General features: G+C 66.0%; 20 protein-coding genes and 2 pseudogenes. 13 read left to right on the top strand and 9 right to left on the bottom strand.

The features are described from left to right. Positions 1 to 4 precede the first annotated feature (4 nt). Positions 5 to 787, bottom strand: a complete 783-nt coding sequence (locus tag ACZ5AJ_RS05435; protein ID WP_464137788.1) for an alpha/beta hydrolase — start codon at positions 785 to 787, stop codon at positions 5 to 7. A gap of 222 nt (positions 788 to 1,009) precedes the next feature. Here ACZ5AJ_RS05435 and ACZ5AJ_RS05440 point away from each other — a divergent pair, with 222 nt between their 5' ends. The 7 genes from ACZ5AJ_RS05440 to ACZ5AJ_RS05470 all read left to right on the top strand — a co-directional run bounded on the left by ACZ5AJ_RS05440 (position 1,010) and on the right by ACZ5AJ_RS05470 (position 10,105). Continuing rightward, positions 1,010 to 2,344: a DNA cytosine methyltransferase gene (locus tag ACZ5AJ_RS05440; protein ID WP_464137790.1), complete on the top strand. Its 1,335-nt coding sequence runs from the start codon at positions 1,010 to 1,012 to the stop codon at positions 2,342 to 2,344. 54 nt (positions 2,345 to 2,398) lie between these two features. Continuing rightward, a complete protein-coding gene (locus tag ACZ5AJ_RS05445) occupies positions 2,399 to 2,800 on the top strand; it encodes a very short patch repair endonuclease (protein WP_464137792.1) in 402 nt (133 codons plus the stop codon). 79 nt (positions 2,801 to 2,879) lie between these two features. Further along, positions 2,880 to 5,603: a Z1 domain-containing protein gene (locus ACZ5AJ_RS05450; RefSeq protein WP_464137794.1), complete on the top strand. Its 2,724-nt coding sequence runs from the start codon at positions 2,880 to 2,882 to the stop codon at positions 5,601 to 5,603. Then, a complete protein-coding gene (locus tag ACZ5AJ_RS05455; protein WP_464137796.1) occupies positions 5,600 to 6,574 on the top strand; it encodes a PD-(D/E)XK motif protein in 975 nt (324 codons plus the stop codon). The genes ACZ5AJ_RS05450 and ACZ5AJ_RS05455 overlap by 4 nt, the downstream gene beginning before the upstream one ends. 9 nt (positions 6,575 to 6,583) lie before the next feature. Beyond that, complete coding sequence (locus ACZ5AJ_RS05460; protein WP_464137798.1) at positions 6,584 to 8,494, top strand: hypothetical protein; 1,911 nt, start codon at positions 6,584 to 6,586, stop codon at positions 8,492 to 8,494. After that, positions 8,481 to 9,383, top strand: a complete 903-nt coding sequence (locus ACZ5AJ_RS05465; protein ID WP_464137799.1) for a hypothetical protein — start codon at positions 8,481 to 8,483, stop codon at positions 9,381 to 9,383. Before ACZ5AJ_RS05460 ends, ACZ5AJ_RS05465 begins: the two co-directional genes overlap by 14 nt. Further along, positions 9,380 to 10,105, top strand: coding sequence for a DUF6339 family protein (locus tag ACZ5AJ_RS05470; protein WP_464137801.1), 726 nt, complete (start codon positions 9,380 to 9,382; stop codon positions 10,103 to 10,105). The genes ACZ5AJ_RS05465 and ACZ5AJ_RS05470 overlap by 4 nt, the downstream gene beginning before the upstream one ends. Before the next feature lie 20 nt (positions 10,106 to 10,125). Here the strand turns inward: ACZ5AJ_RS05470 and ACZ5AJ_RS05475 are convergent, their stop codons facing one another. The 5 genes from ACZ5AJ_RS05475 to ACZ5AJ_RS05495 all read right to left on the bottom strand — a co-directional run bounded on the left by ACZ5AJ_RS05475 (position 10,126) and on the right by ACZ5AJ_RS05495 (position 15,905). After that, positions 10,126 to 10,632 carry a hypothetical protein gene (locus ACZ5AJ_RS05475; RefSeq protein WP_464137802.1) on the bottom strand — a complete coding sequence of 169 codons (507 nt, stop codon included), beginning with the start codon at positions 10,630 to 10,632 and terminating at the stop codon, positions 10,126 to 10,128. A 40-nt stretch (positions 10,633 to 10,672) separates the two neighbouring features. Next, positions 10,673 to 12,190, bottom strand: a complete 1,518-nt coding sequence (locus ACZ5AJ_RS05480) for a DUF1846 domain-containing protein (protein ID WP_464137805.1) — start codon at positions 12,188 to 12,190, stop codon at positions 10,673 to 10,675. Between the two features lie 24 nt (positions 12,191 to 12,214). Beyond that, positions 12,215 to 12,892: a hypothetical protein gene (locus tag ACZ5AJ_RS05485; protein ID WP_464137807.1), complete on the bottom strand. Its 678-nt coding sequence runs from the start codon at positions 12,890 to 12,892 to the stop codon at positions 12,215 to 12,217. Positions 12,893 to 13,298: 406 nt separating this feature from the next. Next, complete coding sequence (locus tag ACZ5AJ_RS05490) at positions 13,299 to 14,333, bottom strand: IS30 family transposase (RefSeq protein ID WP_464137809.1); 1,035 nt, start codon at positions 14,331 to 14,333, stop codon at positions 13,299 to 13,301. A 264-nt stretch (positions 14,334 to 14,597) separates the two neighbouring features. Next, on the bottom strand, positions 14,598 to 15,905 hold the full coding sequence (locus ACZ5AJ_RS05495; RefSeq protein ID WP_464136081.1) for an ISL3 family transposase: 1,308 nt from the start codon (positions 15,903 to 15,905) through the stop codon (positions 14,598 to 14,600). Positions 15,906 to 16,048: 143 nt separating this feature from the next. Here ACZ5AJ_RS05495 and ACZ5AJ_RS05500 point away from each other — a divergent pair, with 143 nt between their 5' ends. Then, the gene (locus ACZ5AJ_RS05500; RefSeq protein WP_464137813.1) at positions 16,049 to 16,603 is read left to right on the top strand and encodes a hypothetical protein; all 555 of its coding nucleotides are present in this window, start codon (positions 16,049 to 16,051) and stop codon (positions 16,601 to 16,603) included. A 44-nt stretch (positions 16,604 to 16,647) separates the two neighbouring features. Here the strand turns inward: ACZ5AJ_RS05500 and ACZ5AJ_RS05505 are convergent, their stop codons facing one another. Further along, positions 16,648 to 17,112 (bottom strand): hypothetical protein, encoded by a 465-nt coding sequence (locus ACZ5AJ_RS05505; RefSeq protein ID WP_464137814.1) that lies wholly within the window; start codon positions 17,110 to 17,112, stop codon positions 16,648 to 16,650. Positions 17,113 to 17,355: 243 nt separating this feature from the next. Then, positions 17,356 to 18,237, bottom strand: a pseudogene (locus ACZ5AJ_RS05510) (IS3 family transposase); the annotation flags it as partial. 251 nt (positions 18,238 to 18,488) lie between these two features. Between ACZ5AJ_RS05510 and ACZ5AJ_RS05515 the strand changes: the two are divergent. Then, positions 18,489 to 19,535, top strand: coding sequence for an IS110 family RNA-guided transposase (locus tag ACZ5AJ_RS05515; protein WP_464137818.1), 1,047 nt, complete (start codon positions 18,489 to 18,491; stop codon positions 19,533 to 19,535). Positions 19,536 to 19,670: 135 nt separating this feature from the next. Here the strand turns inward: ACZ5AJ_RS05515 and ACZ5AJ_RS05520 are convergent. Further along, positions 19,671 to 19,856: pseudogene (locus ACZ5AJ_RS05520) on the bottom strand (transposase); the annotation flags it as partial. Positions 19,857 to 20,030: 174 nt separating this feature from the next. Here ACZ5AJ_RS05520 and ACZ5AJ_RS05525 point away from each other — a divergent pair. From ACZ5AJ_RS05525 to ACZ5AJ_RS05540, 4 genes are read left to right on the top strand one after another with little or no spacing between them, the layout of a single operon-like run. Beyond that, complete coding sequence (locus ACZ5AJ_RS05525; protein WP_464137820.1) at positions 20,031 to 21,854, top strand: ABC transporter substrate-binding protein; 1,824 nt, start codon at positions 20,031 to 20,033, stop codon at positions 21,852 to 21,854. Between the two features lie 7 nt (positions 21,855 to 21,861). Then, positions 21,862 to 22,872 (top strand): ABC transporter permease, encoded by a 1,011-nt coding sequence (locus ACZ5AJ_RS05530; RefSeq protein WP_464137823.1) that lies wholly within the window; start codon positions 21,862 to 21,864, stop codon positions 22,870 to 22,872. Further along, positions 22,872 to 23,837 (top strand): ABC transporter permease, encoded by a 966-nt coding sequence (locus ACZ5AJ_RS05535; protein WP_464137826.1) that lies wholly within the window; start codon positions 22,872 to 22,874, stop codon positions 23,835 to 23,837. The genes ACZ5AJ_RS05530 and ACZ5AJ_RS05535 overlap by 1 nt, the downstream gene beginning before the upstream one ends. Continuing rightward, positions 23,834 to 24,709, top strand: a complete 876-nt coding sequence (locus ACZ5AJ_RS05540; protein WP_464137828.1) for an ATP-binding cassette domain-containing protein — start codon at positions 23,834 to 23,836, stop codon at positions 24,707 to 24,709. The genes ACZ5AJ_RS05535 and ACZ5AJ_RS05540 overlap by 4 nt, the downstream gene beginning before the upstream one ends. Positions 24,710 to 24,712: the final 3 nt, after the last annotated feature.

Raw genomic sequence — 24,712 nt, forward strand, 5'->3', positions numbered from 1 at the left:
ACCTTCACCGGTCGATCCGCTCGACGAGCCCCATGGTGCTGTCCCGGATCCCGGCGATCATGTCCGGCAGGGTGACGGTGGACGTGCCGTCCCTCTGCTGGGCGCCGTAGGACCCGAAGCTCGCATGCGATGCTCCCTCGATCTCCACCATGGTCGCGTCGTCCGGAAGCATGTCGCGGTTCTCGGCGATCTTCTCGGGGGTGGACAGGCCGTCCTCGCTGCCGGAGATGCTGAGGACCGGCAGGTCGGTGCCGGACAGGTCTGTCGAGCAGTAGGAGCCCAGCAGGAGCAGCGCGTCGGCGTCCTCGGCGAGCATGCAGGCGCGCACGCCGCCGAGGGAGTGCCCGCCGACGATCCAGCTGCCGATCGACGGGGCGAGGTCGGTGAAGGTGTCGAGTCCGCGCGGATCCAGGAGCGCGAGATTCAGCCAGGGCTTGGCCACGACGACGGTCATGCCCTCATCGATGACGAGACCGGAGAGGACGCCGGCGTACGCTTCCGCTTCTACCTTCGCTCCCGGCAGGAGCACGAGGCCGACGTCGAGGGCGGGCCCGTCGGCGGGGGAGAGGATGAGCCCCGTGTCCGTCTCGGTGATCGTCATCTCGGGAGAGCTCTGCGCCAGCGACCAGACCGAGTCGTCCGCTGCATGCACCCCGGTCTTCGCCCAGATCACCGTCCCCACTACGGCCACCACGGCGAGAGCGAGCAGGCCGACGAGGATGCGCAGCAGCCAGGTGCGGAGGCGGTGATAGGGGGTGCGGGTGTCCTCGGCTGAGCGGGCGGTCATGACCTCGACGGTAGACCGTACGGGGTCGAGCTCGTCTCTGATGAACGTGAGATTCGTGGCTGAACCCGATCCCGCGACGGCGAGAACCACAACTCTGACACCCCCGCAGAGTAAGCTGCTCGTCAGAGGTCGGCCCTCTGCCTCGGACGTGCTTACGAGATGCTCGCTCCGGCGCACGATAGGCTGCCCTGACAAGGAGCAAGCATCGACGGAGGTGGCCTGGTGCCGAGCTATGTCCTGGGCGAGATGTTCAGCGGTCCGGGCGGGATCGCTCTCGGGGCGGAGCGGGCCAGCCGTCAGATCTCCGGCAAGGAGGGCGGGTCATCGATCCGCCATGGTTGGGCCGTTGAATATCATGCGGACACGGCAGAGACCTATCGGAAGAACATCCCGGGCGCCTCCGAGGAGACGGTCTTCACGGCAGATGTCCGAGGATTCGACCTCCGACAGGTTCCAGAGTTCAACGCCTTCGCCTTCGGCTTCCCATGCAACGATTTCAGCACGGTCGGGGAGCATCGCGGGCTCGAAGGCGATTATGGGGCCCTGTACACCTATGGCGTGCATGCTCTCGCGCTCCATTCGCCGGACTGGTTCGTGGCGGAGAACGTATCCGGTCTCTCCAGGGCCAACGGAGGCAGAGCATTCGGAAAGATCCTCTCTGCTCTGCGCGATCCAGGTGCCGCGGCACTGACGGACCCGAGCTTCGTGGAGTTCTATGGGGAGGACGCCGTCGACACCCGCTCCGAAGTCGGTTACGACCTCGTCGTCCACCTCTACCGATTCGAGGAGTACGGGCTACCTCAGAAGAGGCACCGTTTCCTCATCACGGGCATCCGCCGAGACCTCAGCAGAGACCTGGGTGTTGAGTTCAAGGTCCCCAAGCCGACTACGCCGCACAAGAGTCAGCAGAAGACAGCGCGCGAGGCGATCGAGATGGATCCTATCCACCCTGAGGCGTACAACAACGGCCGCATCAAGCACAAGCAGTCAGTGATCGACCGTCTCATGGCCATTGCGCCGGGAAAGAACGCGTTCAACACCAAGTTCGATGACGATTCCCTCAGGCTCAATGTCAAGGGAGCGACACTCAGCAACATCTACCGTCGACTGAACCCGGACGAGCCGTCGTACACCGTCACCGGATCGGGCGGAGGCGGGACGCACATGTACCACTGGTCCGAGCCGCGCGCTCTCACCAATCGCGAGCGGGCGCGCCTTCAGACCTTCCCGGACAACTATCGGTTCTACGGGACCGGACCGAGCGTCCGCCGCCAGATCGGCATGGCTGTTCCGCCGGAAGGCGCGCAGGTCGTCATCGAGGCGTTGCTCCGGACCATGGACGGCGTCGAGTACGACTCGGTGGCGCCGAGCCTCGACGTCGATGAGCTCATCCGCTCGTATGAGCTCTCGGAGAGTGCGATCGATGTGCAAGGAGCGCTGGAGCTGGATGGGGTGAGTTTGCCGAGGCTGGGGCTCATCCGCGGCGATGGGGAGGCTGACTCCGGCCCATCCGGGGCATCGGAGCCTTCCGAAGCTCGGAGAGCCGTCTCGCTGTGATGACTCCACCGGGATCGCTGGCGATGGTCTAGGACGATGAACCTCACTCCTCCCTTGCCCAGCAGCGACGCTGCGCATCGGACGATGGTGGCGAACCGTCGGAGGGACACCTCTCCCGAGCTGGAGGTCCGTCGTCGCCTTCACGCCGCTGGGCTCAGGTATCGGGTCGACTTCGCCGCAGACCAGACGGACAGGCGCCGCAGGGCGGACATCGTCTTCACCCGCGCTAGGGTCGCGGTCTTCATCGACGGCTGCTTCTGGCACGGATGCCCCGAGCACTATGTGGAACCCAAGAGCAACGCAGACTACTGGCGTCCGAAGATCGCTCGGAACATGGAGCGCGACAAGGAGTCCACAGAGAGGCTCGAGGCGCTCGGGTGGACGGTACTCAGATTCTGGGAGCACGAGGATCCGGAGCGCGTCGCCGCGCTCGTCTCCGCTGCCGTCCGGCCCTGATGACCGAAGTCCGTTCGGATGTCACCGGTGCTGGATACTCTGAAGCAAGAGTTCTGATCCCCATGACAGGAGTGTCCCGATGGCCGATGTTCCGCTTGACGACGAGCTGTTCCGGCAGGCGCTCGGCGCGTACGAAGGGCTGATGAAGGCGAAGGTCGGCAGCATCAATCAGGATGCAGCGCATCAGGAGACGCTGACGCTGGTCGATACCCGGCTCTTCCCAGGGTTCCGCGCCGCATACGAGGCGTACGAGGAGGAGCAGCGCAACAGCGTCCAGCTCATCCATCTCGGCAGCCTGATCCGCAAGGACGGCGGCCGGCCGGCCTGGTACGGGGGAGCGAAGTCCGTGGCAGGGAAGTGGCCCGACTATCGGAGCCGGCTGGAGAGCAGTCTTCCGGAACGGGCGGTTCGTGACATCCACGAGTCCACGGAGCGGATCCTCGACCGCGTCGCCAACCCCAAGGCGGTCGGAGATCGGCGCAAGGGTCTCGTCATCGGCTACGTCCAGTCAGGGAAGACAGCCAACTTCACCGGGGTGATCTCGAAGGCCGTCGATGAGGGCTATCGGATCGTCATCATTCTCGCTGGCATGTACACAAACCTCCGTGTCCAGACTCAGATCCGGCTCGACAAGGACCTCGAGCTCGACAGGGTCGATGACCGCGCAGGTCTCACCTGGTACAAGCTGACCAGCAGGAATGCCGACATAGGCACGGAGAACAGCCCGAGCACGCTGTCAGGAGCGAGCAACGTCGCCGTCATCGTTGTGAAGAAGCACGAGAAGCGGCTGACGAATGTGACCGAGTTCCTGAAGTCCATCCCGGACGACACTCTCAAGCGCCGTCCCGTCCTCATCATCGACGACGAGTCGGACCAGGCGACTCCGAACACCCTCGGATCCAAGGAGCTGGTGTCGACGATCAACCGTCGGATTCGCGATCTCTGGGCGGAGGTCCCGACAGGAACCTATGTGGCGTACACGGCGACTCCCTTCGCCAACGTCTTCATCGACCCGTCCGATGATGGAGATCTCTATCCGGATGACTTCATCTCCGTGCTCCCCAAGCCGCAGGGATACATGGGCTCGGAGCTCTTCTTCGACGTCACCCAGAATGCGGAAGCCGATGAGGACGAGGCGATCCACGAGCTTGCCCATGAGGTGCCGGAGAGCGAGGCTCGTGTCTTCACCCCGCGCCCCAAGGAGATCGAGGACTTCTCGCCGGAGATGACTCCGACACTCGAGACCGCGATCCGCTGGTTCATCCTCGCGACGGCGATCAGGGAGCTGCGGACGGGGGAGCCCAAGGACTCGTCCATGCTGATGCATACCTCGCAGCGGATCGCGGTGCACCAGCGCACCAAGGAGGTCATCTCCACCTTCATCTCCTCGATGGCCTTGGAGGTGGACGGGCAGGAGGAAGCCTTCCGTTCGGTGTTCGAGATGGAGAGGGACCGTGCGGCGTCCCTGCGCGATGGGGAGGAGATGCCAAGCTGGGACGAGGTCTGGCCGAAGGCGATGAAGGTCCTGGAGACAGTCGTCGTCAAGATCGACAACGGCGCCTCCGACGACCGACTGATCTATGAGAAGGACAAGCCGCAGACGGTCATCGCCGTCGGAGGCGGCACGCTGTCCCGGGGGCTCACCCTCGAGGGTCTCGTCGTCTCCTACTTCCTCCGGTCCAGCAACACGTATGACACGCTGCTCCAGATGGGCCGCTGGTTCGGGTTCCGACCGCGATACCGCGATCTCGTGCGAGTATGGATGGGGCCTGGACTTCGCGACGACTATGCGCACCTTGCACGCGTCGAGAAGCAGCTTCGTGACGAGGTCGAGGAGATGGAGAAGGAGGGCCGGACTCCCCGGGACTTCGCGGTCAAGGTCCGGAGCCATCCTGGCCGTCTCGAGATCACGGCGAAGTCCAAGATGAACGCCGCCCAGCTGGTCCGTGCGGGGCTCGGGGGAACCCGTCGACAGACGATCTATCTCGATCGTTCGCCAGAGGGCATCGCGAGGGGCCAGCGCGCGGCCGAGATGCTCGTCCGCCGGGCGGTCGAGCGTGGTGGTGATGTGCTGGAGAGGTCCACCCGATCCTCTAAGGACAGGCCGTCTCTGATGTTCCAAGGGCTTCGGAACAGCGATGTCGTCGAGTTCCTCGAGCAGTACTGGGTCGCGCCCTCTGATCGTTGGCTCCAGGCGCCTGCGATGCAGAGCTGGCTGGACCGGCACGGAGCAGACGCGACATGGAACCTCGTTCTGGTGTCGGGTCCGAAGGACGGCACTCACGAGTACGCGGAGGGTGTCTCCGTAGGCCTGTCCAGCCGTGCTCCGCTCAAGGAGGATTACTGGTCCCAGGAGCGCCTCGACGGCGAGCTTCCGACCGGGGCGAAGGTCGTGAACATCCGGGCGCTCATGTCAGGCGAGGACTACGTCATCGACCTGCGCATCCTCGCCGATCAGGGGCTTCTGAGCGACGATGATCTGAAGGTCCTCGACGGAGTGGACAAGAGCAAGGCGCCACAGATGAAGGCGGCGCGGGCGCTCATCCGTCCCGATGAGGGAACCATCGTGCTGTATGCGGTCGACGGAGCCTCGGAGCCCGATCCGAAGGCCAAGGCGAAGACCCAGACCAGGACTGCCATGAACGCGGAGGGGACTCTGATCGGTCTCGGCGTGGTCTTCCCGAACGCCGCCGCCGAAGATCCTGGCGAGTACTGGGCCGTGCAGCTCGACGACGAGGATGCTGAAGACACCGTCGAGCTCGTCGACGACGAGGCAGACTTCATCAAGGAGGCGGAAGCATGATGAGCGGTTACGCCCGGACTGAGAATGCCTTCGCACAGCTCCGGAACTCGATCGCGACCGAAGGAGCATCGGCGAGCCTCCCGCTCGGTGCTGCCGGGCGCCTGAAGGATGCGATCCTGGTCAAGGACCACCTCGGTCTCTACCACCTCCTCACCAGGCTCCCGGAGGGGCGCAAGCCCTTCGACGTCCCTCTCGGCAGGGTGCTGAAGGCCGCCTGGGTTGAGAGCGACGGGGATGGTGGCGATGGGACGTGGCTCGACGTCACCTGCACAGATGCTCGTCTCCTTCGGACCTTCCTCTCCCTGATCGGCGAGATGCTCGATCGCTCTGACGAGAGCGGCCGTCCCTGCATCGATGAGCTCTCCGAGGTTCTCGAGGACTGGCGAGCTGCCATCTCGCGCGCCCGGCGGGAGATCGCCCGAGCAAGCGCGATCGGTGTGTTTGGCGAGCTCGTGATCCTCGAGAAGCTCGCGATCAGCGATCCGATGGCGGCACTCTCCGCATGGAAGGGCAGGGAGGGTCACCGTCATGATTTCGCCCGGACCAACGCTCTCGAGGTGAAGACGTTCTCCGGGACGGGATCGCCGACCGTCACCATCCATGGACTGCGTCAGCTGGACCCGCCGACCTCGGGCAGGCTGCACCTCGTCGCTATGCGCATCGTCGAGGAGGACGCGGGCGACTCCCTCGGAGATCTGATCGACAGGATCACTGCCCTCGGGATCCCTCGCGAGACACTCGCGAGGAGCCTCGGTGACGACGCTCCGGAGATCGAGGACAGGCGTCGCCGATTCACGCTCGAGGAAGTGCGCCTCCATGCGGTCGGCGATGGATTCCCTGGGATCAGGGAGTCCGCGCTCGATCCTTCAGCACTCTCCGGTGTCGACTCTCTGAGCTATCGGTTGAACCTCGACGCCTGCCCGGGGTCGCTCGATCCGGGACAGCTCGACCGAATCCTTGAGGAGCTCTGAGGCGACCTCATGGAGAAGGCACTGCAGTGGTTCCCCAAGCGCTTCGGTCCCGGGGACATGGACGCTTCCGGTGGCGATCGAATGCTCGGGAAGACCGAGCTCTCGCGCCTTGCGATCGTCGTGCGAGAGACTGCGCAGAACAGCTGGGACGCGAGGCTCCCGGAAGCCCGACCGCTGTATGGCGTCTCGCTTCGCCGCACCAGCTTCCGATATCGGGAGGATCTCGCCTCCCTATTCGATCACGGCGGTCTCGAGGAGATGAGGGCGCTGAAGAAGCAGGCGAACTTCCGTGTGCTCGAGATCTTCGATCGTGGAACCTCAGGTCTCGACGGACCTGCTGATCTCTCCCCTGCTCGCAGGGGCACCGGGGCCCGTTTTCAGGATCTGATCCTGAAGTTCGGCGTCCCGCACAACAACGGGTCGACCGGGGGGACCTATGGCTTCGGGAAGACCGCCGCATACGCATACAGCGGCATAGGAACGGTCATCTACTGGACGCGATGCGTGAATCCCGACGGGGTACTCGAGGATCGGTTCATCGCATCGGCTTTTCGTGACTCCTATGAGGAGAAGGGCGTCCAGTACACGGGCCGTCACTGGTGGGGGATCATCGACGCGGAGGAGGACTCGGTCCTCCCCGTGGTCGGGGAGGAGGCGGCCCGCTTGGGCGAGAAGTTCTTCGAGCGCGGCTTCGGGGAAGGGGAGACCGGCACCTCGCTCCTCGTGCTCGACCCGTTGATCGCGGATGAGGAGGACTCCGAGGAGGCTTCGGAGGAACCGCTCGACAGGTTCTCCTCCGCTCCCGATGCGGTGGAGAGCGACTTCATTAGACGCTCGCGGCACGCCATCAGGGCAAATCTCTGGCCGAAGATGGTTCCGGCGCCGGGCGATACCGAGCCTCCGATGAGGCTCGAGCTCCGGGTCGATGCCCAGGAGATCGACCTCGGAGAGCCGGAGGACGGGGTCCTGCGGCTCTGGGGGACGTGTCTGAACGCCATCCGCAGTGCGAGGTCGGGTGCTGATCCCGTCACGAGGAGCCCGTACGGGCTGCCGGTCGAGGTCACCGAGGTGACTCGCTACCGCAAGGTGATCGGCCACCTCGCGGTGGTGATGCGAGTACCTGAGATCGAACAGCATGTTCCGAATGACGATCTCGATCCTGCCCTGGGCGACGATGCGAGGATCCTTCGGATCGCTCTCATGCGCGGGCAGGCCGAGCTGGTAGTGAACACGGTCGACTGGATCGAACGCGATCCTGGACTCGGGGAGGACTGGCTAGCCGTCTACAAGTCTGCGGATGAGTTCGATCAGCAGTACGCCGAGGCGGAGCCGCCGGCGCATGATGACTGGGTGATGGACGGTTCGAGCTCCGAGTCCTCGAAGATCATCCGCTGGACAAGGAGACAGGTGAAGCGATCCATCAATGATCTCCTGAATCCGCGTGCCGAGGACGTCGAAAGCGCGCCGACTCGTATCTCGCTCTCGACCGGAACGCTGTCACGCCGCCTGGGGACCATGCTCCCGGTGCAGGTGCCGGTACTCGCAGCCGGAGGCTCAGAGGACTCCAGGGCGGGACGGAGACGTGCGAAGTCTGGTCCGAAATGGGCGGTCGACGCAGAGCCTCCGCGACTGGTCGGCACCGGGCCTGATGGGAGACAGATGCAGGAGATCCAGTTCAGGGCGAGCGGTCCGGAACCTGTCGCCCGGGTGAAGCTGAGCGTGAGCCTCCTCGGGGACGAAGGGCTTCATGAAGCTGTGCCTCCGGATCAGCTCGAGACCAGCTGGACTGACGCGAGCGGCATCGGCCAGGACTCTGCCGAGGTGGTGATCGGCAGGACAGCTTCAGTGAGGTTCGTCGGTGCTCCTCGTCGCGCGCTGCGCGTAGAGCTCTCAGCAGGAGCGGTCGATGGCCGTTCTTGAGTCCCGTCCGTTCCTCGCACCCTCCCGGAGCTCCGTCCGGGCGCAGATCGACGTCGTCGAGCCCGATACCTCGATCGAGAGGATCGGCGACGTCTGGGAGCCGGGGCAGAGGATAGTGCTCCGCGTCGATGCAGAGCTCTCTCCGGAGTTCTGGAGCCAGACCGAGATCGATCGGAGCGAGGAGATCCTGCTCGTCGGAATCGCCTCCTGCCTGCCGGCCAGGGAGAGCTGGAGGGGACGCGCCATCTTCACCGAGCGAGAAGGAGCCTGGCGGGCCGAGACGCTCGTGGAGATCGACGGATCGGTCGCTGCCGTCGAGATCTCGGCTGATGCCTGGATCGTCGGTCCAGGCAGGACAGGCAGCCATGATCCCGAGAACGCCGTGCATGCCGGTGCGAAGCTCTGGCAGCTGGACCGTCCGATCAAGCTCGACCTAGAGAGCGACCAGGCGGCGTTCCCGACGACGGCGATCTCCTTCTCCCAGACAGGGAGGAGGGATGTCCCCTGGACGGTGGAGATGAACCCCGATGCTGACCCGCACTGGAACATCAGCTCGGCCATCCGTCTCTACATCAACACCGACTCCGACCTCGCGGAGGAGATCGTGACCGGGACCGCCGCGGAGGACATCTATGCGCTCATCCAGTCGGACATCCATCTCGTCGTGCTCCACCGGCTCGCAGGATGGACCGACACGGTCTCTCCGACAGCCCTGGCCGGCCTTGCGGAGACGGAGATCGAGTCGCTCGCGGCCTTCGGAGCGACGCTAGCGCAGAGCCTCGGGATCCCGCTGGGCGAGGCGCTGAGGCTGGCCGAGGAGGAGCCCCTCAACCTGGCTGCTCGTTCTCGGGAGGCGTTGTCGTTCGGCACCAGGCGGGAGGAAGCATGAGTCTCATCTATCCGGAGCTCAGCGACGAGGATGCTCTGTCGATCCTTGAGGAGCTCGAGGAGACTGTCCGCGCAGGCGGGCAGCCGAAGTCCCTGCCTGATGGATCCCTCGACCCGAGGACTCGGTTCAGCGGATTCGGCGGCGCACCGGTTCATCTCGGACGTCTTCGTGAGATGCACTCCTCGCTGTCGGCAGTCGTCGCAAGGATCACATCGAGCGGGCGCGATGCGGACAGACGCTTCGACATCGAGGTCGGCTCCTTCCTCGTCGACTGGTTCGAGAAGGACGGGCGGAGCCAGGCCTCGAACCCGCGGATCTGGGCGTACCTGGCGATCGTGGTCCTCCCGGACATCGCCCTGCGGAGATTCGGTCTGAACGGGAAGGGCAAGCTCCCCAGGGAGCGCTTCCTCGCAGGGCGGCGCAATGTCTTCTATCGTGCATATCTCCGCAGCTGGATCCTCGGCGACCTGCTGGACGACCCGGACCTCCCACTGTTCGAGGACGAGCTCGTCGGACTCGTCGACCGCAACCTCTCCGCGGATCACCTGGTGGCGCGGCTCATCTCGGAGCAGATCCGCAGCGCACCCGTAGAGGCGAAGCGCCGCGAATGGGTCAGGAACGGTCTGAAGTCTGTCCAGTACGAGCTTCGGGTCACTGACATCTCGTCTATGGGCGAGGATGCCGCACGCGACACCATCGAGAGGGCCTTCGCGTCCTCTTGAGGCGGGTCGGCGGGCACCCGTCATTCCTCCTGCACCAGCGCCCCGTCCTCCACGATGAACGCCGCCTGGCGGACATGCGGCTCGCAGTCCTCCCCGTTGGGGCTGGTCACCTCCGGGACCTTCACCGACTCGGCGGCGAAGGATTCATCCCCGTCGGCGCCGTGCAGGACCACCTCGACGGCGGAGAGCGTCTGCATCTCCTGGGCGGGGACGTCGAGCCAGAACGAGGCATCGCCGTCGGCCGCCGCCCCGTCGACCACCTGCTCGGTCGACGAGGTGTGATCGCCTGCGCGGGCCGCGAGCGTCAGCGACCGGGCACCCTCGAGCAGCTCGGCGGGGACGGTCACCGAGACCCCGTCGGACGCCCCGATCTGCGTGCAGGCGACTGCGTCGCTGTCGCTGGCGCGCATGCCGATGATCGCGGCGAGACCGCCGATCCCGATGCCGACGACGAGCGCGACGACGCAGGCGATCACCAGCACCGTGCGTGCACGGTGCGGGGCGGGCACGTCGGCCTCGTCGTCCATGGCTGCCATCCAAGCCCACGCACGGGCCCGCGTCCAGGGCTCAGCGCTTGTGCCAGAGCCCCTTGCGCTGGAAGACCGGCTCGGAGGTCACCGAGATCCCGAGATTGCGGAAGATGCTCTCGTCGACCTCGCCGAGGATCGTCGTCGTGTGCACGTCGCAGCCGGCGAGGCTCTTCAGCGCCGCGAGCGATCGGCGGGCGGCGTCGTCGTCGGACGCCGAGACGGACAGCGCGATCAGCACCTCATCGGTGTGCAGCCGCGGGTTCCGCGATCCCAGATGCGCGGTCTTCAGCGTCTGGATGGGCTCGATGGAATCGGGGGAGAGCAGCCGCACCTCCGGGTCGATCCCGGCGAGATGCTTGAGCGCGTTCAGGAGCATCGCCGCCGAGCAGCCCAGCAGCGGGGACGTCTTCCCGGTGATGATCGTGCCGTCGGCCAGCTGGATCGCCGATCCCGGCTCTCCGGTCGCCTCCTGCACTGCGAGCGCCGGGCCGACGACCGCGCGGTCCCGGGTCGTGCACCCCGCCCGGCTCATCACCATCGCCACCCGCTGGCTCAGGGTGTCGTCGAGATCGCTGATGCGCTCCTCGACGACCGCCCGGTAGTAGCGGCGGATGATCTCCTGGCGGGCGGCCTCGCGGCAGGCCTCGTCGTCGACGATGCAGTGCCCCGCCATGTTCACGCCCATGTCGGTGGGGGAGGCGTAGGGAGAGAAGCCCGTGAGCTGCTCGAGCAGGGTGCGCAGCAGCGGGAACACCTCGACATCGCGGTTGTAGCTGGTGACCTGCTTGCCGTATGCGGCGAGATGGAACGGGTCGATGAGGTTCAGGTCCGCGAGGTCGACGGTGGCGGCCTCGTAGGCGAGGTTCACCGGATGCTCGAGCGGCAGGTTCCAGATCGGGAAGGTCTCGAACTTCGCATAGCCCGAGCGGATGCCCCGCTGATGGTCGTGGTAGATCTGCGAGAGGCAGGTCGCGAGCTTCCCGGAGCCCGGCCCCGGCGCCGTCACGACGATCAGGTCCCGGGTGGTCTCGGAATGCTCGTTGATCCCCAGGCCCTCCTCGGAGACCACGCGGGCGGTGTCCTGCGGATAGCCGGGGATCACGCGATGCCGGGCGACCTTCAGCCCGAGGCGCTGCAGACGCTCGATGAAGGCGATGGCGACCTGGTTGGAGTCCTCCAGCTGGGTCAGCACGACGTTCTCGACCAGGAACCCCGCCTCGCGGAACACGTCGATCAGGCGCAGCACGTCGTCCTCGTAGGTGATGCCGAGATCCGCGCGGACCTTCTGGCGCTCCAGATCCTTCGCGTTCAGGCACACCAGGATCTCGAGCTCGTCCTTGAGACGGTGGAGCATCGCGATCTTGTTGTCCGGGGTGAAGCCCGGCAGCACGCGGGAGGCGTGCATGTCGTCGAACAGCTTCCCGCCCATCTCCAGGTAGAGCTTCCCGCCGATCTGCCGACGGCGCTCATGGATGTGCTGCGACTGCAGCTCGATGTACTTCTCGCGGTCGAAGCCGACGCGACGGGCAGGAGCAGAGGTATCCGTGGCGGTCACCCCGGCACGCTAGCACCGGGATTCTCAGACTCCCGCGAAGAACGCCCGCGCCACCTGGTCCTCGACGGGCTCCTGCTGATCCGTGGAGCGCTGCACCGACCACAGCTCGCCGTCGCGGTCGAAGGTGCCCGCGATCTCCTCCTCGGTGAGCAGCTCGGAGCCGTCATCGCAGGAGTACCAGCTGAACAGGTCGTTCCAGTGCTGGGAGTGGTCGTGGGAGATCACCTGGCAGCGAGTGCCGTCCAGGAGATCGACGTACAGAGGGATCGCCTCGCCCTCACGGTCGTAGTGCTCGGCGTCGGGATCGACGGCGGTCGGTGAGTCGAAGGCGACACCTCTCTTCGAGGCCGCGTCGGTGATGCAGACGACGGACCCGTCCTCGTCGGCCAGGCAGGCGAGAGCGCTCGCGGCCGTGGGCCCGCAGGTGAAGACGTCCTCCTGCTCGGAGAACGCGCTGGGCGAGATCCCGCCGCCCGCGCACAGGTCCTCCTCGACGCTCTCGACCTCCCATGCCGCATCCGGCCACACCAGGCCGATCGACGTCGCGGCAGACTCCTCCTCGGTCGTCTCCGCAGGCTCCGTCGTGGTCGTGGTCGTCGTCTCCTCCGCAGGAGCCGTCTCCTCAGCTCCGCATCCGGCGAGGGCGAAGGCGAGGGTCGGGACGGCGAGCAGGGCGATGGCGCGGGCGGTCTGACGGTGCATGGCGGGCTCCAGGGGAGAGGGGAGAAGGGAACGGGGAGAGGGCCAGGGGCCGGGCGACATCCATTCCACCGGCCGATCGGCGGACGCGCAACCGGGCCCGTGAGGACATCTGCGGATGCAGACACGTGACCTGCATCTCCTTGCATGGAAGACTCCAGGGCGCGCTCGGGGCCCGCCCCCGGAACCAGCGCCCGCTCCACGCACCCCCGGAGGCCCCTGTGTCCGCAGAACCCTCCCCCTCCCTCCTCTCCAAGCTCGCCGCCGAGGCGCTCGGCACCTTCTGGCTCGTGCTGGGCGGCTGCGGCGCCGCGATCTTCGCCGCGGGCTTCCTCGACGCCGACGGCACGCATCTGGGCATCGGCTTCCTCGGCGTCGCCCTCGCCTTCGGCCTCACGGTCGGGTGGTGTCAATGCGTCGAAGCAACATGGGGCTCGCCGGCCAGTAGTCGGGCGAAGGATTCTGTCGGGGTCAGGAAGCCGAGTCGGCGGCGGGGGCGGTTGTTGATCTCCTCCGCGATGGTGGTGAGGTATGGCTGGTGATCGGGGATCTCGGTGCCCTTGGGGAGGTACTCGCGGTAGAGCCGGTTGGTGTTCTCGTTGCTGGGTCGTTGCCAGGGCGAGTGGGGGTCGGCGAAGTAGACCGGCATCTGCGTGGCCAGGGAGACCTTCGCGTGCTGCGCCATCTCGCTGCCCTGGTCCCAGGCCAGCGACGCCTTCATCATCTCGGGCAGGGCGTTGAAGTACTCGATGACCGCGTCCGCGGTCGGTTCGGCGTGTTTGGAGGGCAGGGCCAGCAGCCCGGTGAACCCGCTCATCCGCTCCACCAGCGTCGCTGCGCACGAGGTGCCGTTCTTCCCGATGATCAGGTCGCCCTCCCAGTGCCCCGGCACGCGCCGCTCGGCGGCGTCCTCGCCCCGCTCAGCGATCGGGACCATGCCCACGATCGGGCCGCCCCTCGTCCGACCTGTCGTGCGGGGTCGGCGCTTGGTCCGCTTGGACTGCAAGAAGATGCCCCGCCGGGCGAGCTCGCCCTTGGGGAGCGCGTAGATGTACTGGTAGATCGCTTCGCCGGAGACGGTCTGGCCGCGTGCGTCGGGAGAGTTCGCCATGCGTTCAACGGTCGGGTCTGCGGCCTCCAGGCGCAAGCGGCCCGCGATCTCGTTCGGCGTCCAGGACGCGGCGAGGTCCGCGTCCACCCTGGCCTGCAGCACCGGGTCCTTGGCAACCTTCCGCTGCTGCGGACGGGCCCGGCGACGCTGCGCGGCCACGTCCGCGGTCACGGCCTGGTAGCCGCGGGTCTTCGTCGAGGTCCGGTGGAGTTCCCTGGAGATCACCGAGGGATATCGCCCCAGGTGACGAGCGATCCTCCGCACGGACCAGCCCGCTTTCGACGCTGTCGAGATCTCCGACCTGTCACTGAACGTCAGCCCCACTCGCGCCACCCGTGCAGCTCACCGATCAGACCCCCGCCGACCGGGAGTGTTGCCTCGACGCTATGACACCGCCCCCGCCTGTCGGTGCCACAAGGTAGCGTGAAGGAACTTCGCGTTCTTGCGGGGTAGCACACAACTAAAAAGGTTTGATATGAAGCATGTTCAGAGGCGTACCGCGTTGGTCGCTCTTACGGGCTTGTCGGTTCTCGGGGCTGCGCCGGCGGCTTTTGCAGAAGGTAACGGGGGCGAGGTTAGCGAGAGTGAACTGGCTCTTCACAGATGACGGTGTAGTTCGGTTCTGAATCCTCCGGTGTCCAGTAGGGCGCGGATGACGTAGTGGGCAAGGTTGCGGAAGCCCAGAGCGGTGCCGCGGAGGTGTTCGAGTCGGCCGTTGATCGCCTCGGTGGGGCCGTTGCTGGTGCCGGGGTGGTCGAAGTAGGCCAGCACGTCCAGGGCCCGCCGTTTCAGGGTCCGGCCGAGGGTAATCAGCTCGGTGAGCTGCTTGGGCACCCCCTCGGTGAGGTCGTCGATCACCGCCTGCAATGCTTTCTTCCCCGCGGCGCGGTCTGGATTGCGGTAGGCGGCGACGATGCGCTGGTAGATACCCCAGGTCGCTTCGACCTCGGCGTGCTCATCACTGGCGAACACGGCCTTCAGGCGGGTGATCTGCTTGTCGGTGAGCAGGTCCGCGCCGGTGTGCAGCACGCGGCGGATCCCGTAGAGCGGGTCCCCGGACCTGCCCCGATGGCCGAGGGTGGCCTGTTGGACGCGTTGGCGGCACTGATCGATCTTCTCGCCGGCCAGGGCGACGACGTGGAACGGGTCCATCACCGATGTCGCCTCGGGCAGCTCCTCGGCGGTGGCGGTCTTGTAGCCGGAGAACCCGTCCATCGCGACGATCTCGACTCCGTCACGGAACTGGGCGGTCTGGCCGTCGAGCCAGGTCTTGAACACTTTCTTCGAGCGTCCCGGGACCATGTCCAGGAGCCTGGAGGGGCCGGTGCCGTCGCGGATCGGAGTCAGGTCGATGATGACGGTGACGTACTTGCTGCCCCGACGGGTGTGGGACCACACGTGCTCGTCCACGCCGATGACGCGGACCCCGTCGAGGCGGGTGGGATCGTTGATCAGCAGCTGCTGGCCGGTGGCCAGAATCGCATCGTTGGCGGTGTTCCAGGCGACTGCGAGCCCGGCGGCGATCCGGGCGACGGACAAGCGATCGATCACCACGCCCTTGAGCGCCCACAGCGCGGCGTGCCGGGAGAGGACAGCGCGGGGCTCGGCCGCGGTCGAGGTGTCCTGACGCCACACGCTACGGCAGTCCGGGCACCGGTAGCGGCGCACCCTGACCTGCAACATCGTGGGCCTCCAGCCCAACGGGACGTGGGCGAGGCGACGGATGACAGTTCCACGGGAGACGCCCTGCTGACCGCACTGGTGGCACCAGTTGTCCGGGTCGAGCACGCGACACTCCAGCACCGATCGGTGCGGCTCGATCCGCTGCCCGGTGGCGGTCAGGCCCAGCCGGTCGAGCTGGCAGAAGGTATCGAGATCGGGCGCGGTGAAGGTAGCGTTGGGCACGTCGAGGTCTTCCAGATGGTGAGCGTAGGAACTTCCATCTTCGGGAGACCTCGACGTCTATCCCCGGACCGACGCGCCCACACCACCACCGACCGCTACACCCTCATCTGTGAAGAGCCAGTGAACTGCAGGACGCTCGTGACTTGATTGCGGAGATCGACAGCGATCTGGCGGCGCAGGGAACCTCTGTGAGCGAGCAGCTAGCGCTCCTCGAGGAGGAGACCGGGGAGACGTTCAGTACAGGCGTTCAGGTTCAGCGTAGGAAGGTTTCCGAGGAAGACCTCCTTCGGGCCGCCGTGGCATCGATCGCAGCCTCGTTCACTGCCCTCAACTACAAGCTGGCAGCTGAGCTCCTGATCCGCTCGACCAAAAAGAGCGGCGCCCTCTATGTTCCAAAGTTCGGAACTCGCGCTAGTAACAGTCCTGTGATCTCGAAGATCAAGAAGGGCGCACCCCTGGCCGGCTCATCGGCTTTCAAGAAGACGAGTGGTGGGTCATATCCGGCCGATCTCTACTATGCCATCCACAAGTTCAACTTCTCGAAGACCGGGGTGAAGAACCCCAAGGTCACCGTGACAGACGTGTATGACTTCGCAACCGAGAAGTACCAGGGCATTCAGGGTAAAGCCGTGGCCACGATGGCTCTCGCGCAGAAGAAGGGAGTGGTGAAGAAGTGCACGCTGAAGATCACCGTGTAGCCAACCGAGGAGGTGGGCCCGACTCTGGGCCCACCTCTCCCGCGTCAGAAGATCTCTTCGAATATGTAGAAGTTACCGTCCACGGGATTGAAGCAGGAAATTAGATAGTTCTGGTCGCGCTCTTCGGGACCTCGGCACCTGATTGACTCAAACAGCTCTCCATCGAGGTCCGCCTCAGAATTCTCGGCGATTGATTCTGGAGAAGTTTCTCCGCGCACCCCTTCGGAAGAAGTGAACGTGTATTCCGATTCATCCCAGTAGCCAGATCGATCAGACTCCGCCATCGATATCACGTAGACATCTTCTCTCCCGCCCTGAAAGTCGGAGTCCGTGCTGTAGTATTCTACAGTTTCGGCACTCTCGGGGGCTTCTATCTCCCAGTTTTCTTCAATGAATGATATATCGCCTTCCGGCTGCGTCGAGTCGGTCGACGAGCAGGAAGAGAGAGTTGCGAGAGAGGCGCCAAGAACAGCCATACTGGCGAGACGTTTGAAATGCTCTCGGATCATGTTTAGTCCTCCCTGGGGTGGCGGCCTTGTGGTATCGATGGGTTTCTTCAGGTGGTCGTGCCGCGGGGTCACTGTGCTTGGCCGACTTCGCCCTGGCTCCTCGGAGGTTGTACTCGTCAACGACCGCACCGAAGCTTAGTCAGTCCCCTGCGGGGATGCGTCGCGTGCCGACGAAGGCGGTGCCGTTGGAGCGGGCGCGGGAGACACGAACGGGACTGGTGCAGCGATAGGTGACAGCTGGGGTTAGGCCGCCAGGCTGACGGTCGGGTTCATGATGGTCTCGTACTCGATGGGGGTCAACCGGCCCAGGCTGTCCTGCCGGCGGCGGCGGTGGTAGGTTTGTTCGATCCAGGTGGTGATCGCGATCCGGAGCTCCTCGCGAGTGCGCCACCGTTTGCGGTTCAGGACGTTCTTCTGCAGCAGCGCGAAGAAGGACTCCTTCGCGGCGTTGTCGCCGGCAGCGCCGACTTGCCCCATCGATCCGATCAGGTGGTGGCGGTGCAGAGCACGCACGAACTTCCTTGATCGAAACTGCGACCCACGATCCGAATGGACGATACAGCCGGCCGTGTCGCCGCGGCGGATCACCGCGTTGTCCAGGGCGTTCACCGCAAGTCGAGACTTCATCCTGGAGTCCATGGAGTAGCCCACGATCCGACCCGAGAAGACGTCCTTGACCGCGCAGAGGTAGAGCTTGCTCTCGTCGGTCGGGTGCTCCGTGATATCTGTCAGCCACAGCTCGTTGACATCGTCAGCGGAGAAGTCGCGCTGGACGAGATCATCGTGGACGGGCGGGCCGGGGCGCTTGCCGTTCCTGCCCTGCTTCTTCCCGAAGGCGGAGAACCACTGGTTGTCCCGGCAGATCCGCCACGCGGTTCGCCGACACATCACCTCCCCGGCGACCGCAGCCTCGTCCGCCAGCAGTCGATAGCCGAAGGTGTCATCGTCGCGGTGCGCGTCGAACAGGGCGTTGGCCCGGTGGGCCTCGACCAGTTCGGCCTCGGTGACCTGCTGTTTCCGCCAGCGGTAGTAGGGCTGGCGGGAGAGCTTCAGGACCCGCAGGGACACCGCGACGGGGATCCCGTCGGCGGCGAGCTCGCTCACGAGCGGGTAGAGCTGTAATGGCCTCTGGCGGGCCTGCGGCCGGCTGGGATGCTGAGCCGTAGCTCGGCCGAGTGACTCCGGGTAGAACCGACTCGTGGAGATTTCACGATGTCTTCAAAAGGACGTGTCCTCGGTTGGGCTTCGGCTCGGTCTCTCCGCGCAGATGCCTTGATCAGAAGCCTGTCCGTCCCCAGGGGCGTGACTCATTACAGATGTGACTCTGAGCGACCCGGGCCAGCCCGCTGAAGTGCTGACGACTGGAGGGGCTCACCATGGCCACCGTTACTGAACGCTACGAGCACGTCGTGGGGATCGATACCCACGCGCGTACTCACACGTATTGCATCATCGAATCTCGGACGGGAGCGGTGGTTGATACTAAATCGTTCCCGACTACTGCTCCAGGGATGCAGCGTGCAGTCTCCTGGATTCGACGAAGGACTCACGGGACGCCGATGCTCGCTGCCGTGGAGGGTACTTCCTCGTATGGTGCCGGCATCACCACCGCCCTTCTGACCGAGGGGATCGAGGTGGCCGAGATCCGAGCTCTCTACCGGCGTTCCCGAGCACGAACAGGCAAGTCGGACCCGCTGGATGCAGAAGCAGCCGCTCGAACTGCGCTTTCCACGGACGCCGAGAAACTTGCTCAGCCACGTCGCTCTGGTGACCGCGCGGCGCTCCGCGTGCTGCTGGCGAGCCGGTCACTAATTGATCAGCAGCGCACGGCCAACAAGAACGCGCTCACAGCACTCCTGCGCACCACCGACGTCGGAATCGATGCGCGAAAACCGCTCACAGATGCGCAGATCGCCACCATCGCGGCCTGGCGGACCGGGCGAGATCAGCCATCGCAACGAGTCTTCCGGGAAGAGGGAAGAAGGCTGGCCAAGTTGATCATCGAGCAGACCAGGTCACTTCAGCAGAATCACCAGGCGCTGTCCGTGCTGGCCGAGGCTCTTGCCCCGGGCCTCCAGAACATTCCGGGGGTCGGCGCGGTCACAGGAGCGATTCTGGTGGCCTCGTACTCACATCACGGGCGGGTGCGCTCTGAAGCGGCTTTCGCCGCGCTCGGCGGCATAGCTCCGTTGCCGGCCTCCTCGGGCAACACCAGTCGACACCGGCTCTCCCGCTCGGGCGACCGGCAACTCAACCGTGCCGTCGATGTCGTCGTCCGCACGCGGATGAGCTACGACCCCGCCACCTGCGAATACGTTGAGCGCCGGCGTGCCGAAGGACTCTCCAAGCGCGAGATTCGACGGTGCCTCAAGCGATACGTCTGCAGGTCTCTGTTCCGAGAACTTCGGACTCGGATGGCTTGACACGGAGGCATAGAAGCGTCCTTTTCCCGGCAGGTTCGCCTGGGAGAGGTAGGCGGCGGCGCGGCGGAGGACCTCGTTCTCCTGCTCGAGCAGCCGGTTCCGGCGACGAAGGTCGCGCAGTTCGCTCGACTCTTCCCGGGTCTTGCCGGGGCGATTGCCGTCCTCGATGTCGGCCTGGCGCATCCAGTTCGTCAGGCACGACTCGGAGATCCCGAAGTCCCGCGCGATCTGAGAGAGCTTCTGGCCAGGTTCACGGTTCCTCGCGACGCGCACGACGTCGTCACGGAACTCCTGGGGATAGGGAGCAGGCATGATGCACATCCTTCCCTGCAACGCTGTCCAGCGCCACAGATGATGTGACACCTACACGTGCACCAGTCCCCGGTTCACAATCGTTATGAGTCCGTTGCGCCTACCACTGGAGGTTTCTGGCGCGGAGGTCTTCAATCTGTGCCACGGGTCAACGAGGACCCCACCACAGGAAGGCATCGCGCCATGACTGCATCCGCATCACGTCGTCCCTCCATCGGAGCCTCCCGCCGCACGTTCCTCGCCGGGGCCGGTGCCGTCGGCGGGACAGCCGCCCTCGCCGCCTGCGGCGGCGCCACCGGAGGCGGCGGTGGGACCAGCGCCGGGACCGGAGAGCTCGCCGGCGTCGGCAACAACGGCCAGGCCGGCTCCGGCCGCAGCGGTGACTCCGCCGACCAGCTGTTCATCGCCGGATTCCAGTGGAGCCCGCCCACGAACTTCAACACCTTCGCGGGCGCCCCCGCCTGGCCGGCCTCCGCGAACGTCGCCCAGTACGTCTACGAGACCCTCCTGCGCTTCCACCTCATCTCCGGCGAGCTGCTGCCGGGCCTCGCCGCGAGCTTCGAGGTCGATGGCAACGAGTCCATCAGCCTCACCCTCCAGGACGGGATCACCTGGCATGACGGCAGCGAGTTCACCGCCGACGACGTGCTCTACACCTTCGAGCTCGGCAGGATCGACCCGACCCTCGGCGTCGCCGCCTTCTGGACCGAGGTCGACGAGATGACCGCCGACGGCTCCACCATCTCCATCGCCGTGAACACCGAGCGCAAGAACGTCGACGCCGTCCTGAACTCCCTCGCCACCCAGTTCATCGTCCCCAAGTCCGTCTTCGAGCCGGTCGCGGAGGAGACCGGGAACAAGATCGCGTCCTGGGAGACGACCGAGGCGATCGGCACCGGACCCTTCACCCTCGAGAGCTCCGACCAGACGCAGATCATCCTCGCCCGTTACGACGACTACTGGGGCCAGGACTTCTACGAGGGCCTCCCGCCGATGACGAAGATCATCCATCCGATCTTCAAGTCCAACGAGGACGGCAACCTGAAGTTCCAGAACGGCGAGCTGGACGTCATGCAGCAGTTCATCCCTCAGATCTCCAAGATGTGGGAGTCGGGCAAGCCGGTCGGCACCTACCTCCAGGAGGAGCCCTACTTCGTCCCCGGCTCGATGCCCATGCTCCTCATCAACACCACCAAGCCGGGCCTCGACGACGCCGCCGTGCGCAGGGCCCTCGCCTTCGCCGTCGACTACGCGTCCATCGCAGAGACCGCCATGTCGGGCTACAGCGCCCAGGTGCTCTCCTCACTGATCATCCCCGACGGCGCCGAGGACCAGTGGATGGACAAGGACGCCGCCGAGGCCGACGGCTGGACCTACGACCCCGATCAGGCCGAGTCCCTCCTGCAGGGGGCCGGCTACGAGAAGGGATCCGACGGGTACTACGCGAAGGACGGCGAGAAGCTCGGCCCCTTCACGCTGATCACCCCGCAGGGCTGGACCGACTGGAACGCTGCGCTCGAGATCGTCGCCGACAACCTCCAGGCGATCGGCGTGGACGCCTCCACGAACTTCCCTCAGCAGGCGCAGACCACGACCTCCATACAGAACGGCGACTTCGACATGGCCTGCTGGTACGTCGCCGGGATCGGCCCGTCGACCCCCTGGCTGCGCTTCAGCGACGTCATGAGCAACGTCGACATGGCCGGCCTCGGCGCCACCGCCTACCGCAACTTCGGGCGCTGGGAGAACGACCAGGTCGACGACCTGCTCGAAGCGGCCTCCTCCGCGGCCGACGACGAGTCGAAGAAGGCCGCCCTGCAGGCGCTCGACGACCTCTACCGCCAGGAGGTCCCGGCGTTCCCGCTCATGTACCGGCCCGACGAGTTCTTCGAGTTCAACGCGACCAACTGGTCGAACTTCCCGACCGAGGAGAACGACTACGCGCCGCCCATGTTCCGCGGCGCCGGCAACGAATGGATCTTCAGGCTGAAGAAGATCGAAGGCTGAGCCCTCCATGAACCTCGGCCGCTACATCGCCCGCAAGACGGTGTGGTACCTGGTCGCGCTGGTGGCAGCGGTGGGCCTGAACTTCCTGCTGCCCCGGCTCGTCCCGGGCAACCCCGTCGACGTCATCGTCTCCAACCTCGCCCGCGGCTCCAACGCCACCGGCGAGCAGCAGAGGCAGATCTACGAAGGCTTCGTCGCCGAGTTCGGGCTGGACAGGCCCCTGTGGGAGCAGTTCCTCACCTACCTGGGCAAGGTCTTCACCGGAGACCTCGGCACCTCCTTCGCCAACTACCCGGCCTCCGTGAACGACCTCGTCGGCCAGGCCCTGCCCTGGTCCATCGCCGTCCAGCTGCCGGCGGTGCTCATCGGCTGGATCATCGGCAACCTGATCGGCGCGATCGCCGCCTTCCGCGGCGGGAACTGGGACCGCAGCGTCTTCACCACCTCGCTGTTCGTCTCCGCGATGCCGTACTACTGCCTCTCGATCCTGCTGCTCTACATCTTCGCCGTCGTCGCCGGGATCTTCCCGACCGGAGGGGCCTACTCCCTCGGCCTCACTCCCGAGCTGAGCATCCCGTTCCTCTGGGACGCGCTGAGCTACTTCTGGCTGCCGTTCCTCTCGCTCGTGGTCGTCTTCATCGGCGGCCAGGCCGTGGGCATGCGCTCGATGGCGATCTACGAGCTCGGCGGCGACTACGTCGGCTACGCCCGCGCCATGGGCATCGGCGACAACCGCATCACCCAGTACATCTTCCGCAACGCCATGCTCCCCCAGGTGACGGGCCTGGCCCTGTCCATCGGCACCCTGGTCGGCGGCGCCCTGATCACCGAGCTGGTCTTCAACTACCCGGGGGTGGGCACCCTGCTGTTCAACGCGATCTCCCAGAACGACTACCCGGTCATCCAGGCGATCACCCTGATCATCACCGTCGCGGTCCTCGTCGCGAACTTCCTGGTGGAGATCGCCTACGGCATCATCGATCCGCGCATCCGCGCCGCGAAGGCAGGGGAGAAGTGATGGCCACCCCCAACGCCCCCGTCACCGACACCACCGTGCGCACGAGCTTCCTGCGCACCGTCAACGTCTCCACCCGCTTCTGGATCGCGCTCGCCCTCATCATCCTCGTGGTGCTGCTGGGCCTGGCCGGCATCGTCTACCCCACGGGCCCCGGAGAGAAGGTCGGCTCCCTCTACGACCCGCCCGGAGGCGGGCTCCTCCTCGGGACCGACAACTTCGGCCATGACGTGCTCGCCGTGCTCATGGCCGGAACCCGCACCTCCCTCATCATCGGACTCGTCGCCGGGAGCATCGCCACCTCCATCGGGGTCGTCATCGGCCTGATGGCCGGCTACGTCGGAGGCTGGGTCGAGGAGCTCCTGATGGGCGTCACCAACGTGGTCCTCGCGATCCCGTCGATCATCGTCCTGATCCTCATCTCGATCTCGCTGCCCGACTCGAGCATCTGGTCCCTCGCCGTCGTCATCGGCATCACCTCCTGGCCCTGGACCGCCCGCGCCGTGCGCGCCCAGGCGTCCTCCGTCGCGACCCGCGAGCACATCGACATCGCGCGCCTCTCCGGCGTCCGGCTCCCGGGGATCCTCCTGCGCGACGTCCTGCCGTACATCCTGTCGTACACAGTGATGGCCTTCGTCCTGCAGGTCTCCGGAGCGATCCTCGCCGAGTCCGCCCTGTCGATGCTGGGCCTCGGCCCCTCCGGCACGGACTCGCTGGGCACCCAGCTGCACTGGGCGCTCGCCTTCCAGGCCGTCGCATCCGGCGCCTGGTGGGCGTTCCTCCCGCCGACGATCGTGCTCACCCTCGTCTCCTTCGGCTTCCTGCTGCTGCAGGCGAGCCTCGACGAGGTGTTCAACCCGCGCCTGCGGCGCGGACGCCGCAAGCAGATCCGACAGGCCGAGGCCCGTCGCGCCGAGGAGGCCCGCCGCCTCGCCGCGGAGATCGAGGAGCAGGGGGAGGCCGCATGAACGACCAGCCCGACGAGACGACGCGGCCGATCCTCGCCCGCGCCCGGGACATCCGCTGCGTCTACGGAGGCGGCGCCGAGGACTTCACCGCCGTCGACGGCGTCTCCCTCGAGCTCGGCGAGGGCGAGATCCTCGGCCTGGCCGGGGAGTCCGGCTGCGGGAAGACCACCCTCGGCAGTGCTCTGGCCATGATCGCCCTGCCGCCCCTGTACGTCCTCTCCGGAACCCTGGAGATCGACGGGCGCACCATCGACCTCGCCACCCTCTCCGCGAAGGACGCCAAGCGCCATCGGCCCTACCGCGGCGGCGTCGTCTCTATGCTCCCGCAGGGCGCGATGAACTCCATCAGCCCCACCCTGCGCATCTCCAGCCTCGTCGTCGACGTCCTGCGCGCCCACGACCCGAAGATCACCAAGGACGAGGCCCTCGACCTCGCCCGGGACCGGCTGACGATGCTCGAGATGCCCGTCCGCGCCCTGCACTCCTACGCCCACCAGCTCTCCGGCGGCATGAAGCAGCGCATGATCGCCGTCATCTCCACCCTCCAGAACCCGCGCCTGCTGATCGCCGACGAGCCCACTTCGGCCCTCGACGTCTCCAGCCAGCGCATGCTCGTGGAGATGCTCCTGGCGATGGTCGAGCAGGACATCATGTCCGGCGTCATCTTCGTGACCCACGACCTGCCCGTCCTCTCGCAGGTCTCCGATCGCCTCGCCATCATGAGCGCCGGCGAGATCGTCGAGCACGGACCCACCCGCCGGCTCGTGGAGGAGCCCCGCCACCCCTACACCAGAACCCTCCTGTCGAGCGTCCTGGACCCCACCCGCGAGACCCGCGCCCGCGGACTCACCCGACAGACGAAGGAGGCATGAGGG

Source organism: Brachybacterium zhongshanense, from assembly GCF_055385755.1.